Origin of the sequence: Bradyrhizobium sp. AUGA SZCCT0182, from assembly GCF_018130185.1 — a bacterium.
Taxonomy (GTDB): domain Bacteria; phylum Pseudomonadota; class Alphaproteobacteria; order Rhizobiales; family Xanthobacteraceae; genus Bradyrhizobium.
Genome location: NZ_JAFCLY010000024.1, coordinates 1 through 16280, shown reverse-complemented (window position 1 = coordinate 16280; position 16280 = coordinate 1). Strand labels below are relative to the sequence as shown.

At 63.1% G+C, this 16280-nt stretch carries 14 protein-coding genes; 3 read left to right on the top strand and 11 right to left on the bottom strand.

Annotated elements, in window-relative coordinates:
* Positions 1–480 precede the first annotated feature (480 nt).
* Positions 481–1665 (top strand): adenylate/guanylate cyclase domain-containing protein, encoded by a 1185-nt coding sequence (locus JQ611_RS23910; protein WP_212263198.1) that lies wholly within the window; start codon positions 481–483, stop codon positions 1663–1665.
* 18 nt (positions 1666–1683) lie between these two features.
* On the opposite strand, the gene clpS is transcribed toward JQ611_RS23910, so the two are convergent.
* Together clpS and JQ611_RS23900 are read right to left on the bottom strand one after the other, a co-directional pair.
* A complete protein-coding gene (gene clpS / locus JQ611_RS23905) occupies positions 1684–1989 on the bottom strand; it encodes an ATP-dependent Clp protease adapter ClpS (RefSeq protein WP_212466776.1) in 306 nt (101 codons plus the stop codon).
* Positions 1990–2094: 105 nt separating this feature from the next.
* Positions 2095–3411, bottom strand: coding sequence for an SEL1-like repeat protein (locus JQ611_RS23900; protein WP_212263197.1), 1317 nt, complete (start codon positions 3409–3411; stop codon positions 2095–2097).
* Positions 3412–3669: 258 nt separating this feature from the next.
* Between JQ611_RS23900 and JQ611_RS23895 the strand changes: the two genes are divergently transcribed.
* The gene (locus JQ611_RS23895; RefSeq protein ID WP_212263196.1) at positions 3670–4551 is read left to right on the top strand and encodes a DUF1194 domain-containing protein; all 882 of its coding nucleotides are present in this window, start codon (positions 3670–3672) and stop codon (positions 4549–4551) included.
* 16 nt (positions 4552–4567) lie between these two features.
* Here JQ611_RS23895 and JQ611_RS23890 read toward each other — a convergent pair whose 3' ends face one another.
* From JQ611_RS23890 to JQ611_RS23850, 9 genes are all read right to left on the bottom strand, one after another.
* The gene (locus tag JQ611_RS23890) at positions 4568–5818 is read right to left on the bottom strand and encodes a methyltransferase (RefSeq protein ID WP_212466775.1); all 1251 of its coding nucleotides are present in this window, start codon (positions 5816–5818) and stop codon (positions 4568–4570) included.
* Positions 5811–6542: a TlyA family RNA methyltransferase gene (locus JQ611_RS23885; protein ID WP_212386000.1), complete on the bottom strand. Its 732-nt coding sequence runs from the start codon at positions 6540–6542 to the stop codon at positions 5811–5813. The genes JQ611_RS23890 and JQ611_RS23885 overlap by 8 nt, the downstream gene beginning before the upstream one ends.
* Positions 6543–6568: 26 nt before the next feature.
* Positions 6569–7132, bottom strand: a complete 564-nt coding sequence (locus tag JQ611_RS23880; RefSeq protein WP_212386001.1) for a nucleoside 2-deoxyribosyltransferase — start codon at positions 7130–7132, stop codon at positions 6569–6571.
* Between the two features lie 97 nt (positions 7133–7229).
* Positions 7230–9176, bottom strand: coding sequence for a 1-deoxy-D-xylulose-5-phosphate synthase (gene dxs, locus JQ611_RS23875; protein WP_212385882.1), 1947 nt, complete (start codon positions 9174–9176; stop codon positions 7230–7232).
* 331 nt (positions 9177–9507) lie between these two features.
* The gene (locus JQ611_RS23870) at positions 9508–10806 is read right to left on the bottom strand and encodes a hypothetical protein (RefSeq protein WP_212466774.1); all 1299 of its coding nucleotides are present in this window, start codon (positions 10804–10806) and stop codon (positions 9508–9510) included.
* Between the two features lie 143 nt (positions 10807–10949).
* Entirely contained in the window at positions 10950–11201 is a 252-nt protein-coding gene (locus JQ611_RS23865) for an exodeoxyribonuclease VII small subunit (protein ID WP_065730974.1), read from the bottom strand.
* A gap of 78 nt (positions 11202–11279) precedes the next feature.
* Positions 11280–12206: a histone deacetylase family protein gene (locus JQ611_RS23860; protein ID WP_212263191.1), complete on the bottom strand. Its 927-nt coding sequence runs from the start codon at positions 12204–12206 to the stop codon at positions 11280–11282.
* Between the two features lie 102 nt (positions 12207–12308).
* On the bottom strand, positions 12309–13973 hold the full coding sequence (locus tag JQ611_RS23855) for a bifunctional UDP-sugar hydrolase/5'-nucleotidase (RefSeq protein ID WP_212466773.1): 1665 nt from the start codon (positions 13971–13973) through the stop codon (positions 12309–12311).
* 175 nt (positions 13974–14148) lie between these two features.
* Positions 14149–14910 carry a crotonase/enoyl-CoA hydratase family protein gene (locus JQ611_RS23850; RefSeq protein ID WP_212263189.1) on the bottom strand — a complete coding sequence of 254 codons (762 nt, stop codon included), beginning with the start codon at positions 14908–14910 and terminating at the stop codon, positions 14149–14151.
* Positions 14911–15031: 121 nt separating this feature from the next.
* Between JQ611_RS23850 and JQ611_RS23845 the strand changes: the two genes are divergently transcribed.
* Positions 15032–15985 (top strand): ring-cleaving dioxygenase, encoded by a 954-nt coding sequence (locus JQ611_RS23845; protein ID WP_212466772.1) that lies wholly within the window; start codon positions 15032–15034, stop codon positions 15983–15985.
* Positions 15986–16280: the final 295 nt, after the last annotated feature.

The following is a 16280-nucleotide window of genomic DNA, read 5'->3' as shown; positions in this document are numbered from 1 at the left end:
GTGGTCCTGGCGCCCGTAACGGCGTCAAGTCTTTCGAGAGCTAACGCTTCCGAGGGGCGACGGTGGCAATAGAGGCCGTCTCACCGGGGAGAGCGCGTCATAAGCCGTAAAGCCACTGCGCAGGGAATGTCGGATGTTCTCCGCTGCCCTGTATGCTCGTGTGCAGCTTTCTTAGCACAATCGCACACGAGATCGCGGGTGCAGCGCGCATCCGGCATTCCCTGCGCCCTCTGTTTTTGGAGGGTAAGAAATTCGATAGCAAGCCTCGGGCAGATCAGGCCGCGAGAATGCCAAGTCTTGTCTGGAAGTGTCTTGTCTGGAAGTGTCTTGTCTGGAAGTGTCTTGTCTGGAAGTGTCTTGTCTGAAGGATTTTGGTCCCTTGACGATTAAATCAGAAATCGCGCGAAGCCCTCATCGATCCCGGCGGGTTGCGATATCAGCCTTGACGCGCGCCGAACTTGCGCGACAAATGCCCGCGCCATGAACGCTTCCGAATTGCACCAAATCACCAACTGGCTAATCGACGGCGCAAGGTCCGTGGTCAACTCGCCGCGGCTGATGGCTGAAGTCTGCGAGCGGCTGGTGGAGGCCGGACTGCCGCTCTGGCGCGTCGGCTTCTTCGTTCGAACCCTGCATCCCGATATCTTCGGCCGCAACTTCATCTGGCGGCTCGGCGCGGAGGTCGAGTTCGGAACGGTCGATTTCAAGATTCTCGACTCGCCGGTTTTTCACAACAGTCCCCTGATCCATGTGTTTCAGCAGGGGCTGGAGGTTCGCGCCCGTGTCGATGACCCACAGAGCAGGCGCTTTCCGATCGTCGAGGACATGCGCGCCGAAGGCGTCACGGATTATATCGCGCTGCCGCTGTTGTTCACGGACGGTGCGGTGCACGCGTCGAGCTGGACCACAAAGCAACCGGGGGGCTTCACCGAAGAACAGTTGTCCGCTTTGCGACAAATAACAACGCCGCTGGCGCGGGTGATCGAGATCATCAGTTTGCGCCGTACGGCGTCGAGCCTGCTCGATACCTATGTCGGCAATCGCGCCGGTGAACGGATTCTGGGCGGACAGATTCGCCGTGGTCATACCGAATCGATGAATGCCGCGATCTGGCTGTCCGATCTGCGCGGCTTCACCGCACTGTCCGACCGGCTGCCGTCCGAGACCGTCGTCGACATCCTCAACCAGTATTTTGACTGCCAGGTCGCTGCGATCCGATCCCATGGCGGCGAGGTCCTGAAGTATATGGGCGACGGATTGCTGGCCGTGTTTCCGATCGACGAATATGTCGGTGACGAACAGCAGGTTTGTTCGCGCGTGCTTGAAGCAGCCCGTGAGTCCCGAGCCAACGTCACGGAATTGCAGTATCCGATCGGCGACGCCATCGAACGTTTCCGTTTCGGTGTCGCCCTGCATGTCGGGCGAATTCTCTACGGCAATATCGGCGGCGGCAACCGGCTCGACTTCACCTGCATCGGTCCTGCTGTGAACCTCGCCGCGCGGCTGGAAAAGATCGCCAGCCGCCTGCAGCGCACGGTGGTGGCATCGGAAGGTTTCGCCGGCATGTGCCGGGGAGGGTGGAGCGACCTTGGCGAGTTTCCGATTGCCGGCTTCTCGAAGGCGGAGCGCGTCTTTGGCCTGGCCGACGAAACGTCGGCGGCCTAGCCGCGGTCAACCCTCCCGCTATTCCTCGGGCTCGGTGGTGAACAGCAGCGGATAGCCCTTGGCGCGGCCGGCGTCGGTGGCGCGCGTCGCCTTGGTCTCGGCGACGTCCTTGGTGAAGACGGCGACCACGCACACCCCGCGGCGGTGCGCGGTGATCATGACCTTGTGGGCCTGATCCTCGGTCATGCGGAATTCGGCCTGCAGCACCGTAACCACGAATTCGCGCGGGGTGTAATCGTCGTTGACGAGAATGACCTTGTGCAGGCGAGGCCGTTCGGTCTTGGTTTTGACCTTTGTTTTTGGCTTGGCGACGGTATCGATCATTCCTGTGGCGGCTCCGAAGCGGCGAAAGCGTTTTCAAGCGAAGTGGATACCGGTTCGCGTAAAGAAAACGCGTCAAAAAATGAGAACGCTCCGACGGGCGCGCTGTTAGCCGGCGCGGCAATCCGCCAGGCGCTGCGTCATGCTCTGATCGCCGCGGCTGACGGCCGTCTCGATCAGTTTACAGGCTCCGGGCCGGTCCTGAAACTGGGCGTTTTTCGACAGTTTCAGGTCGATCAGCGCGGTCATCGCGCCGGGTTCGTCGAGTTCCGCGGCTTCGGTGGCGTAATAGAGCAGATGTTTGGAATTCTTGATCCGGACCTCGGGATTGGCGGCAAGGATCCGCACCACCTCGGTGCGCGCGTCAAGGTCCCACACGCCGGCCTGGTCGAGCAGGTTCGCCGCCTGCTGGACGTCGCGGGGCACCACTTTGCCTGCGAGATAGAGCCGTCCCAGCACGTCCTTGACGCCTGTCGTGTCGGTGCGTGCCGTGAGCAAAGCGAGGGCGCGCTTGGGGTCGGCGGGGCCGCCTTCACCGGCGATCAGCATTTCGGCCAGCGGTGGCGGAGCGCCGCCGGGATCGGGCCGCAGGGACTCTTCGAGCAGCGTTCGCGCGCGAACCGGGTCGTCCTTGCGGATGGCGATCGCCAACTCCCGCTTGGCGCCGAACACGCCCGCCGTTGCCATTCGCTCGAGGATGTCGATGCCGCGGGCGCGTTCGTCCGGCCGGTCCGACGTCACCAGCAATCGGCCGAGCAGCGCCAGAAGGTCTTCCTTGCGGGCGTCCTTCGCCGGGTTGGCGACCGCGCGCTCGGCCCAATACCGCGCGGCAACCGGATCGCGTTTCACCGTCGAACCCCGGTTGAGCAGGATCGCCAGCATCTGCGTGGAAAAGGGATGTCCGAGTTCGGCTGCCTTGTGCAGCGCCTGATCGGCCTCGGCGCGCGTCACCATCGGCACCTTGTCGAGGTCGCCGCGGTCCCAGGATTTGTGATGCTCATAGAGTTCGTAATAGGCCTCGGCGTTGCCTTGTGCGGCGGCCTCGCGCAGCAGGGCCAGCGCCTCGACCTTCCTTGCGTAGGGCATCGATCGCGCCACCGCGACCTTGAAATGGGTATTTTCGGGCTGATTGACGAATGCCAGGGTGCAGCTTTCGCTCCGCAAGGTCCAGCGGCGGCGCAGCGCCTCGTCGCTCATGTAGCCCTTGGGATTCTCGGAAAGGCGCAGACAGAGTTCGCCGGCATTGGCCGAATTCAGCGCTGGTTCCGCTTGCGCAGCCTCGGGCTGCGCCGCGCCCGACAATTTCGGTGGCAGCAACAGCGCCGCCGCGACGGCGAGCGTGGAAAACAGCAGGACCGACGGCACGACCGCGCGCGGCGACATTCGCCGGCGCGCAATTTCGGGACGTTTCGGGGGTATGCCCATGTCCATGCCATCCGCGGCCTGGTCGCCGCACGCCCCTTCTGTCGCGGTGAATGCCGAATTTGTTCAAATCGGACATCACAGCATTGCTCCGCTCCGTGGCTGATCCGTCAAAACGCCATCGCGAATCGAGGCGCGGCAACGCTTGCCTCGAATCGAGGCAGTGGAGAGCTAACCCAAATGTGAAGGACAGATGATATCTGCCCTTTGCGCGGCGCAATTTGCGTGTCACCATTGTCACCAGTCGACGGGAGGGCAGCGATGCGCTGGTATGTCTCGATCGGAGCTGTGCTTGTGGCAGGCGTACTCGCCGGTGGCGACGTCGCGGGGGTCGCCGCGCCGGGCACAAGGAGCCAACTTGGCCATCCACCTGGCTTTGCACCGAGCCGTCAATTGGCGGACAAGGGAGCCACACCGACCGTCGATGTCGAACTGGTTCTTGCCGTCGACGTCTCCTATTCGATGGACATGGATGAGCTGGCGATCCAGCGCGAGGGTTACGCCCAGGCCATCGTCTCCAAGGAGTTCCTGCAGGCGCTGAAGAGCGGCCCGCACGGCAAGATCTCGGTGACGTATTTCGAGTGGGCGGCTTCCACAGACCAGAAGATTATCATTCCGTGGCGATTGATCGATGGTCCGGAAACGGCGGATGCCGTTGCCAACGAGATCATGAAAACCCCGATCCGCCGGGCGTCGCGCACCTCGATATCGGGTGCGATCAATTTCGCGATGCCGCTGTTCGACGAGAATCCGCATCGCGGGTTGCGGCGCGTGATCGATATTTCCGGCGATGGTCCGAACAACAACGGTGGTCCTGTCGTCGTCGCCCGCGATGCTGCACTGGAAAAGGGGGTCGTCATCAATGGTCTGCCGATCATGGTGAAGGAGCCGTCTTACTCGACCATGGATATCGACAATCTGGATGCCTACTACGAGGATTGCGTGATCGGTGGTCCCGGCTCGTTCGTGGTGACGATCAAGGAGCGCGAGAAATTCAAGGAAGCGATCCGGACCAAACTATTGCTCGAAATCGCGGGCCGCACGCCGGAACGCCCGGTGGTGCCGGTTGCAGCCAAGGAGAAGGAGCCGCGGGTCAATTGCCTGATCGGTGAGAAGATCTGGCAGGACCGCTGGGGGCGGTAGGTTCCCGGCTGCTGGTTCAGCGCTTGCGCACGAAGCGCGCCACCAGTTCGATATGCGGCGTGTGACGAAACTGGTCGACCGGGGTCACGCCCTCGATCGTATAGCCGCCGTCGATCAGGATTTTGGCGTCGCGGGCGAAGGTCGTGACGTTGCAGGACACCGCTACCACTGTCGGGATTTTGCTCGCCGCGAGTTGCGTCACCTGGGCCTGCGCGCCCTGCCGCGGCGGATCGAACACGATCGCATCGTAATCGCGCAGCTCCTGTGGCATCAGCGGCCGGCGGAACAGATCGCGCGCCTCGGCCTTGACCGGCTTCAGGCCCGACGTCGATGTCGCGGCCTTCTGCAAGGCGGTAACCGCGCCCGCGTCGCTGTCGAAGGCGGCGATCCGCGATTTGCTGGCGAGGCGAAGCGCGAACGGGCCGACGCCGCAAAACAGGTCGGCGATATGCTTGGCGCGCTTGCAGTGGCCGGCGACCAATGCTGCGAGCGCTTCCTCGCCGGCCACGGTCGCCTGCAGGAACGATCCAGGTGGCAGGGCTACCTGGGCGGCACCGATGCTGACGACCGGCGGCGTTCGCATCAGCACCAGTTCGCCATGGCGCGTCAGCCGCGCCAGTTTGTGCCGCTCGGCGACATCAGACAACCTTGCGATCAGCGCTGTCGCGAGCGCGCCGGAGCCACGCACGTCGACATCGAGGCCGCTGCTGGTGGCCGTGATCTGAATGTCGAGCGGCTTTCCAACCGAGATCAGCGGTTCAGCGATCGCCCAGGCAGCCTCAAGCGCGCCGTTCAGATGCGGGTCGAGGATCGGGCAACGGTCGATCGGGATGATGTCGTGCGAACCGGCCGCTGCAAAACCAACCTTGAGCACTTCATGCGTACCCATCCGCGCGTGCAGGGTGATGCGGCGTCGGCCAAGGCCATGGGCGTCGATCAGGGGCGCGACGTCGCAAGCAATCCCGGCCTGCGCCAGCGTCGTGACCACGATTTCCCGTTTCCAGGCGCGATAGTGCTCGGCGTCCCAATGCTGGATGGCGCAGCCGCCGCAGACGCCGAAATGCGGACAGAAGGGTGCTATGCGCTCCGCGCTGGCGCGTTCGACCTTGATCAGCCGCCGGCGATCGGGATGACCCGGCACGTGCTCGACCTCGACCGTTTCGGCGCCGAGCGCGTAGGGCACGTAGACGCTGATGCCGCCCGCCGTGACGACGCCGTCACCGCGATGGCCAACATGGTCGATTACAAGGTGTTCGGCTTCAGCCACGGCGCGCACCGAGGAAGAATTCGATGTTGCCGTCGCCGCCGGTGATCGAGGATGGAAATATCTGGATGTCGGTGCAGCCCTGCGAGGTGGCGAATGCCGCGATGTCGTCGCAAATTTCCTGATGCACCATCGCATTGCGGATGATGCCGCGCTTGGAGTGCTTTCGTGCCGCCTCGAACTGCGGCTTGATCAACGCCAGCAGATGCATGGGGGCGGCCGCCAGCGACAGCGCCACCGGCAGCACGGCTTTCAGCGAGATGAAGCTGACGTCGATCACGACGATGTCGGGTCGTGCGGGCAGGCGCTTGCCTTCGAAGGCACGGATGTCGGTCGCTTCCATCGACACGATCCTGGGGTGGCCCTGCAGTGAAGGATGCAACTGGCCGTGGCCGACATCGATCGCGAACACGAGGCTGGCGCCGTTCGCGAGCAACACCTCGGTGAAGCCGCCGGTCGATGCGCCGACGTCGAGGCAGACATGGTCTTCGATTTCGATCGGATATTGTTCCAGCGCGCCCGCCAGCTTGACGCCGCCGCGCGAAACATAGGGATGCGCGGGTTGCGCGGCGAGATTCGCGTCAGCGGCGATCAGGTCGGACGCCTTTGCGACTGGTTTGCCGTCGGCCGTTACGCCGCCGGCCTCGATCGCGGCGCGGGCGCGAGCCCGGCTTTCGAACAGGCCGCGTTCGACCAGCAGCACGTCCGCGCGCTTGCGGGAAGCAATCTTGTTGTCGTGCGTGTCAGCCAATTTCAGCTCGATTTGCCTTTGACGTGATCCACCGCCAAGCCGACGCAGGCCTCGAACGCGGTGAGGTCGTGCCAGATATCCGCAGATAGCTGACGCGGTGTCACCAGCGGGCAACCGTGCAGATCGAGCGCGTGAATCATCATGAGATTATCCGGCCAGCCGAAATCTTCCACGGTAAGCCCCTCCGGGTCGACGAGCCGCCCGTCGGCAGATGTCGTCACGTCGCAAATTCGCGCGACGCGATCGCGATAGGCAGTCGGGTCGTTGCTGTAGGCGAGACAGAACTTGCCGCGGCCCGCCGCATAGCCAAGTTCATAGACCGTACCGGCGTCGGCACTTGGGCCCCGAAATGGCGTCAAATTGGCAATAATGGCATCCGCCGCATCCATCATCGCTTCATTGCCCTTGAAGATCGTAAGCGACGCCGAACTGGCCGACAGGTCGACGATATTGTCGAGCGGGTAAAGCCCGGTCAGGCCATGGCGTGCGCAGATTTCGGCCTTGCGCCGTCCGATCTCGATCGCGTCTGGCAGGAATACATCGGGGCCTGCCAGATAGATCTTCATGGGATCACCGGTCATTTCAGACGCGTTTTCTTGACGCGACCCGGTTCCCACCCCGGATCAAATCCGGGGCAGGCTTTCGCCGAAACGCCATGCAATCTCAGGCGAGCTTGACCGTCTCGGCCTTGTAATCCTTGCCGAGCGCCTCGAACACCTTGGCCACGATGCCCTTGGCGTCGAGGCCGGCATAGGCATACATCGCGTTCGGCGAGTCATGGTCGATGAACTCGTCGGGGAGGATCATCGCGCGCATCCGCAGTCCGCCGTCGAGCATACCGTTGTCAGACAACGTCTGCATGACGTGCGAGCCGAAGCCGCCGATCGAGCCTTCCTCGATCGTGAGCAGCACTTCGTGTTCGCGCGCCAGCTTCAGCACCAGATCGACGTCCAGCGGCTTCATGAAGCGGGCGTCGGCAATCGTGGTGGAAAGGCCGTGGGCCGCGAGTTCGTCGGCGGCCTTTTCGCATTCGGCCATGCGCGTGCCGAACGACAACAACGCGATTTTGCTGCCCTGGCGGACGACGCGGCCCTTGCCGATTTCGAGGGGAATGCCGACTTCGGGCATCTCGACGCCGCGGCCTTCGCCGCGGGGATAGCGCACCGCGCTCGGACGGTCATTGATCGCAACCTGCGTGGCGACCATGTGAACCAGTTCGGCTTCATCGGAGGCGGCCATGATCACGAAGTTCGGCAGACAGCCCAGATAGGCATTGTCGAACGAGCCGGCATGGGTGGCGCCGTCGGCGCCAACGAGACCGGCGCGATCGATCGCGAAACGAACCGGCAGGCTCTGGATCGCCACGTCGTGGACCACCTGGTCATAGCCGCGCTGCAGGAAGGTCGAGTAGATCGCGCAGAACGGCTTGTAACCTTCGGTGGCGAGGCCGGCCGCGAACGTCACCGCGTGCTGCTCGGCGATACCGACGTCGAAAGTGCGGTTGGGGAAGGCCTTGTTGAAGATATCGACGCCGGTGCCCGACGGCATCGCCGCGGTGATGGCGACGATCTTGTCGTCCTTCTCGGCTTCCTTGACGAGGCTCTGGCCGAATACGTTCTGGTAGGCGGGCGCGTTCGGCTTGGCCTTGGCCTGCGCGCCGGTGGCAACGTCGAACTTGACGACGGCGTGGTATTTGTCGGCGGAGGCTTCGGCCGGGCCATAGCCCTTGCCTTTCTGCGTCACGACATGAACCAGGATCGGGCCGGTCTCCATGTCGCGGACGTTCTTCAGCACCGGCAGCAGATGGTCGAGGTTGTGACCGTCAATCGGGCCGACATAGTAGAAGCCGAGTTCCTCGAACAGCGTGCCGCCGTCCATCATGAAGCCGCGGGAATATTCCTCGACGCGGTTGGCGCGGTTGGCGATGATCTTCGGCAGGCGCTTGTTGATCTGCTTTGCCGCCTCGCGCAGCGTGCGGTAGGTCTTGCCGGAGTAGAGCCGCGACAAATACGCGCTCATCGCCCCAACCGGGGGCGCAATCGACATGTCATTGTCGTTGAGGATGACGATCAGGCGCGAGTTCATGGCGCCCGCATTGTTCATCGCCTCATAGGCCATGCCCGCAGACATCGAGCCGTCACCGATCACGGCGATAATGTTGTTCTTGCCGCCGGAGAGGTCGCGCGCCACGGCCATGCCGAGGCCGGCCGAAATCGAGGTCGAGGAGTGCGCGGCGCCGAACGGATCGTAGTCGCTCTCGCTGCGCTTGGTGAAGCCGGACAGACCGCCGGCGGTGCGCAGCGTGCGGATGCGATCACGGCGGCCGGTGAGGATCTTGTGCGGATAGGCTTGGTGGCCGACGTCCCAGATCAGACGGTCGCGGGGCGTATCGAAGACGTAATGGATGGCGGTGGTCAGTTCGACGACGCCGAGGCCGGCGCCAAAGTGACCGCCGGTTACCGAAACCGCGTCGATGGTTTCCTGGCGAAGCTCGTCGGCAACCTGCTGGACCTGCTCGATCTTGAGCTTGCGAAGGTCATCGGGCGTGCGGATGGTATCGAGAAGAGGCGTCTTACTAAATTCGGTCACAGCGATATTCCAATTTTGCATGTCGGAGCGAATGGTCCGACGCGAGATGGGTTGCGCGTTAACCGCGCAGCGAAAATCCAGACCCCGGGTGCCATCTCGGCAGGCCGATTTCTGATTTGAAAGCCAAGATACACTCCGGATCGAGCCATGTGATCTACATCACGCTGGTCCGTTTAACCCTTACCGGTCAGTTTTCTTCAGCCATTTGAAGAACTTGCTTTCCGTCGGCAATGACCGGCAGACCCGCTCTCCACAGCCCATAGAATTGCAAGCTTTACACCAAAGCGGCGGCCAAAGCCAACCCGGTGCTAGGTCAGAGTTCCCGGCCGTTCGGTTCAAAAACCTCGATTTTTTAACCGCTCCGGCGGGCGGAAGGTTCCATGCCGCCTAAATCGTCGGCATCCAGCGCGCCGGTCTTGGCGGTTTCGATCCGTTTCCAGGCCCATTCGCGCGCGGCCGGGTCGCCGGTTGCAACCGCCAGCGCGGCATCCGGAACGGCCATGCGCGCGCTCAGGGGGATCGGTCCGCAGACGATCATGAAGAAATCGTAGGCGTCGGGCTGCTCGTTGGCCATCACGAACTGGAAATGGACCTTGAAGAACTGCCAGCGGAAGGTCTCGTAATGATCGGCCCGGACGATGTCGCGGAAACGCACCGCCACGACGGTGGGATTGCGCCTGATGTTCCCGACCTCGATGCCGTGGCTCTTGATCGGATCGAACTGGTAGAAGTTCATCACGTCCTTGCGGGCCTGGCAGTCGATCCAGTCGATCGACGGCTCGACGGCGAGCTGGCGCAGATGCTCGCGGAAATCCTTCGCCGCCGCGTGGAAGCCGATGATGGGTAAATTGCCGCCGATCGTCAGCAGCACGATGCGCGGACCGTGACGCCCCAGTGCGGGATCGAGCTTAAGCGCACGCGCCAGCATTTCGGTGCCCAGGAATGATCCGGAACTGTGGCCGACAACGATGATCTCTTCGGCGTCACTTGAATGCGCCACATTGACGAGGTGCTGCGCGAAGCGGTCGAGGCGCTGGTCCCAGTCGGGGCGGGCGCGGTGCGCAAAGTCCCAGGTCCAGATCCAGTCGGACAGCAGATAGAGCACGTAAGTGCTGTTTTCGGTGTATTTCAGCACGGTGCCGAGCAGCGCCACGAATATCGCGACAGAAGCGGCAATGCTGAATGGCGCCGGGATACCCAGCGCGTCGAGGCCCTTCATGAATACGAAGGCGATACCCGCCGAGCCCAGGGCTTCCAGCAGCAGCACGAAATGCGGATAGGTGATGAAGGCCGCGAAACGCCAGTTCGCACGTGTGAACCGCGCGAGCGTGCCGTTGAACACCAGCCGCCAGTAGATCCAGACCGCGTTGAACACCGTGCGCCAGATCGGCGAGGCGAGGTCGCGCTGGATGAAGTCTTCGAAACGCAGGAAGTCGTAGCTGGTACGGGTCTGCCAGTCGTCCGCCTTGGTCTCGATGGTCCAGGACGCCATCTCGTCGTCGGCTGCAACCTTGGGCCGGCTGATGGTGGCGGAAAGCTGGTACAGCCGGCCGAATTTCCGCAGTTCGGTACGGAACATGCGGTAGTACTGCGCCAATCCGCGCGGATCGTACCCCTGTATGTAGATGATATGGCGGTGCTGAACGCGCACGAACTGTCCCCGGGTGCTGGCCGGACTATATCAGGCCGTTTTGCGCGCCAAGAACTAATTCGGCGGCTAATTAGGTAGCTAATTCGGTCGCTATTTCGGGCCCTTGCGGGATGGCAGGTGTCAAATTCGCCTAATGTTCTCGATTATTGAACATCGAGCGGCTCGGTGCCCGTCACCTGTCCGCTGGCGTCGGTGGTGATCTTGTCGACGCGGGCCTCGGCCTGCCGCAGCAGTTCCTCGCAGCGCCGCTTCAGGGCCTCGCCGCGCTCGTAGATCGCAACCGATTCCTCAAGCGGCACCTTGCCGTCCTCGAGCCGCTTGACGATCGATTCAAGTTCCTCGATCGCGCGCTCGAAGCTCAGCTTTTTGACGTCCACTTGGGTGTTTTCAGCCATATTGTGTTCCCGGATGCGCAGATCAAATCGTGATGCGCAGAATCAAGCGAAGTTTTGCGGGCGTATTGTGGCGGGGATTTACGTGCCCATCAATGCGGTGACATGGGATGCGACCGACTCTTTCAGCCCCTGCAGGTCGTAGCCGCCCTCCAGTACCGAGACCACCCGGCCACCGGCGCTGCTGTCCGCGACATCCATCAGCTTGCGCGTGACCCAGCCGAAATCCTCCGCCTTCACGTTGAGCGAGGCCAGGGGATCGCGGAAATGCGCGTCGAAGCCGGCCGAGATGATGATGAGCTCGGGGCTGAATTTCTGCAGCTGCGGCAGGATCAGGTTTTCGAACGCCATGCGGAACTTGACGCTGCCGTCCTCCGACGCCAGCGGCGCGTTGACGATGGTGTCGTGCTCGCCGCGCTCGCCGGAGGCGCCGGTGCCGGGAAACAGCGGCATCTGGTGCGTCGAGCAATACATCACGGTCGGATCGGACCAGAAAATATCCTGCGTGCCGTTGCCGTGATGGACGTCGAAATCGACCACCGCCGCGCGCGCGATGCCGTATTTACGCTGGGCATGGCGCGCGGCGATTGCGGCATTGTCGAAGAAGCAGAAGCCCATCGGCTTGCTCACTTCAGCATGATGGCCGGGCGGGCGGACTGCGACGAACGCGTTGTGATGGGCGCCGGACATGACCGCGTCGGTCGCGGCCACCGCGCCGCCGACGCCGCGCATGACGGCTTCCCAGGTGCCCGGCGACATCGAGGTGTCGCCGTCGATATAGATCAGGCCGCTGGTGGGCGCGATGTGGCGGAGCTCGCCGACATAATGCTCGCCATGGCACAGCGTCACGGAATCGAGACTGCCTTCCGGCGCTTCGCCGCGCGCCAGCGCCTTGAAGCGATCCTCGCCGAGCACCTCGGCGACCGCGCGCAGCCGGTCGGGACGCTCGGGATGTCCCGGCGGCGTCAGATGGTCGAGACAGGCGGAATGCGTCAGTAACAGCGTCATGCGAAATCCTGGCGTGCGGGCGGGCCGCGAACGCACAATCTAGGCGCTCGGCGGCCGCTCGGAAAGGGGCCATGGTTCCACCCCGCGCGGCGGTGGGCTGGCTCAGTTGATTCGGGCGATGCGATTGACGGCACCGGGGGCGACCGGACTGTTGGCCAGGAAATAGCTGTTCAACGCGTCGATGTCGTAGACGCCGATTCGCGGGGCGGTTCCTTGCGTCAGGATCGTAAAGCCGTCGCCGCCGACGGCGAGGAAATTGTTGACGGTCACGCGATAGTTCCCGGCGGGTTCGATCGGCGCGCCGTTCAGCGCCATCCGCTCAGGGAGAATGCGCTCGCCGTCCGGCCTGGTGTTGTCCCAGGCGTAGCTGAAGCCCTTCGAGACCTGCAGGATCCGCGGCCGTTTCGGATCGAACCATTGCTGCTCCAGCATGTCCTTGATCTGCTTTCCGGTCAGCGTCAGCGTCACCAGTTGGTTGCGGAACGGCTGGCTCGCGAACAGGTCCGCATAGGTCACCGCGCCATCTTCCTTGCGCGTGATGTCGATGCGCACGCCGCCGGGATTGGTGAACGCCATCACCGCGCCGCCGTTCGCAGGCGCACTGGTCGCCGCCAGCTGCGCGTCGGCGATGACATCGCCGAGCGGGCTCTCGCCGGCATTGTTGGGCACGCGCGACAGCGTTTCCGTGATCGAGCCCGCCGGACGGTTGGCTATCGGCGCTGCCACCCGGTCATAGGCTTCGATCAGTGCGGTCTGCTCAGGATTCCTGGCGTAGGTCTCGGTGCGGACGATGGTGTTGTTGGCCCTGGCACTGACGATGTCGCGGCTGACGGGATCGAGCTTGACGTCGATGGCGGTAACGATGGTGCCGTATTTGTCGCCTGACGTGACCAGCCTGCCGTCGATCTCGCAGACATAAGCCTGATGGGTGTGGCCGGAGACGACGATGTCGACCGCTCGGTCGAACTTCCTGACGATATCGACGATCGGGCCTGATATGCCCGGGCACTCATTGTAGTCGCCGGTCGGCAGGCCGCCTTCATGGATCAGCACCACGATGGCCTCGACGCCGCGCGCCTTCAGTTCGGGGATCAGCGCATTCACCGTCTCGGCCTCGTCGCGGAATTCGAGGCCGGCGGCGCTCTCCGGCGAGATGACGTTGGGCGTGCCCTTCAGGGTCAGGCCGATGAAGGCCACCGGAATGCCCTCGAACGTCTTGATCTCATAGGCGGGAAGCACGGTTTTTCCGGTCGCCTTCTCGAAGGTGCTGGCGGCGAGATAGCGGAATTTCGCGCCGAGGAAGGGATGCGGTCCCTGGCACTTGTCGACCGGATGGCAGCCGCCGTTCTGCATTCGCAGCAGTTCGGCCTTGCCCTCGTCGAACTCGTGATTGCCGACCGAGGAAATATCCAGCCCCATCATCGACAGCGCCTCGATGGTGGGCTCGTCATGGAACATCGCCGACAGGAACGGACTGGCGCCGATCAGATCGCCGGCCGCGACGAAGATCGAGTTCTTGTGGCCGTCGCGAAGTTCCTTGACCAGTGTTGCCATGTGTTCGGCCCCGCCGGCGGCGACGAAGGTTTTTTTGGTCTTGTCCTCGGGATCGGCTATCCGGATCCCGAGCTGCGGCGGGCGGAGATAGCCGTGGAAATCATTGATCGCGAGAATGCGCAGATCGATGGGGGCGGGGGTCTGGGCGTGCGATGATGTGGCAAGCGCGGCCGTGATCGCCAAGGCAAGAATAGGATTGAAGAGAATTCTCATGGCACCGTCATTGCCTGCAACAAACGCGATGCGTTTGTACAAGGGAGCGTAGCGACGAAGCAATCCATTCTTTCTTCATGCGGCGCGATGGATTGCTTCCGCCTTCGCTCGTTGAGCTACGGCGGACAAGTCGCTGCGCTCGCAATGACGGCGGGTGAGTATCACGCCTTGCCGGCTACCCCTTCTTGCGTTCCATGAAGGCCTTGAACGCTGATATCGCTTCCTTGGAGCGCATCCGTTCGCCGAACAGATGGCCTTCCTGGTCGATCCGGCGGGTCAGGTCTTCCGGCGGCAGTTTTAGCAGCTTGCGCGAGATCGCCACCGCTTCGGCCGGCAGCGCGCAGATTTCGCGCGCCACCTTGCGCGCTTCGGCCTCGGTATGCCCCGGCGCCACCACGACGTTGACGAAGCCGGCGGCGTGCGCATCGTCGGCGCTGAATTTGCGTCCCATCACCAGCATCGCGAATGCGCGCTGGTGGCCCATGGCGCGCGGCACCAACAGGCTGGAGGCGCCTTCCGGCACCAGCCCGAGATTGATGAACGGTGTCGAGAACGTTGCGGTACTGCTGGCGAGCACGTGGTCGCAATGGAACAGCATGGTGGTGCCGATGCCGATCGCGATGCCGTCGACGGCGGCGATGAGCGGCTTGGTGTTGTGCGCCAGCGAATACAGAAACTTTGCGGCGTTGGAGGCGCGCGGCACATCGGCATTGGAGGTGCCGTCTTTCAGGAAATCCTCCAGGTCGTTGCCGGCGGTGAACACGCCGGAGCCGCCGGTGATGATGATGCAGCGGATGGCCGGATTGTCCTGCGCCTTGTCGATCGCATCGCTCATCGCGCGATACATGTCCTGGGTGATCGCGTTCTTCTTTTCGGGCCGCCGCATCGTGATCACGCGCGTCGCGTCTTCGTCAGACACTATGAGGTGTTCGGTCATGGAAATTGTCCCTGAACAGGCCGGCGACAGGGCCGCTGGCGAATAATCACACTATATCCTACATGATCCCGCAGAAGACCCAAATCGCCGCACCTGTTTTTCTCGCGATAAGGATGATGCCATGCAGCTTACCGGAATTCACCATTTGACCGCGATCTCGGCGAAGCCGCGCGACAATCTGGCCTTCTACACCGGCCTGCTCGGCATGCGGCTGGTCAAAAAGACGGTCAACCAGGACGACGTCAGCGCCTACCATCTGTTCTATGCCGACGGCAAAGCCAATCCCGGCACGGACCTTACCTTCTTCGATTTTCCGGCGGCGCCGGAGCGGCGCGGCACCAATTCGATCTCGCGCACCGGCCTGCGGGTCGCCGATGAAAAGACGCTCGGGTTCTGGCGCGACCGCCTGAAGGCGGCGGGCGGCGTGACCGGGGATGTGATCGAAGTAGACGGCCGGCTGACGCTGCCGTTCGAGGATGGCGAAGGGCAGCGCCTGGTATTGATCGATGACGGCGGGGCGGGCGCTTCCTCGCCCTGGGAGCGCAGTACGGTTCCGGCGGAGCATCAGATCCGCGGCCTCGGCCCGATCGTGCTCACCGTGCACGATCTGCCCCGCACCGCGTTCGTGCTGACCGAGGTCATGAACATGCGCCGCGTGCGCGACTACGCCGCGCACGGCGCGCAAATTCACGTGTTCGCGATGGGCGAGGCAAAGGACGAGCGCAATCCCGCCGCCGAACTGCATGTACTCGAGGACAAGGCGTCGCCGATGGCGCGCCAAGGCGCGGGCGGCGTGCACCACGTCGCGTTCCGCACGCCCGACGAGACGCAGTATCACGCCTGGACGCAGCGGCTGACGGATTTGCGGGTGCCCAACAGCGGTGAGGTCGACCGGTTTTATTTTCGCAGCCTTTATTTTCGCGAGCCCAACGGCATCCTGTTCGAGATCGCAACCGACGGTCCCGGCTTTGCGACCGACGAGCCGATGGAAACGCTCGGCGAGAAACTGGCGCTGCCGCCGTTCCTCGAACCGCGCCGCGCGGCGATCGAAGCGGGGCTGAAGCCGATCGGGTAGGGTGGTTTTCGGGGACGGTGTTTCAACCATCGTCGTCCCGGCGAAGGCCGGGACCCATACCGCGTGATCTCTCGGTGAAGTTACGGTAACAGAGACCATTCGCAAAACTTCTTCCTGTGGCTATGGGTCCCGGCCTTCGCCGGGACGACGCGGATATAGTTTCGCGTTCCCGCGACGCATTGCGCCCGAGCTATTGAAAATTCTTCACCCTCTCAATTCAGAGGGCGCAGGGAATGCCGGATGCGCGCTGCACCCGCGGTCTCATGTGCGATTGTGCATAAGAATGCTGCACATG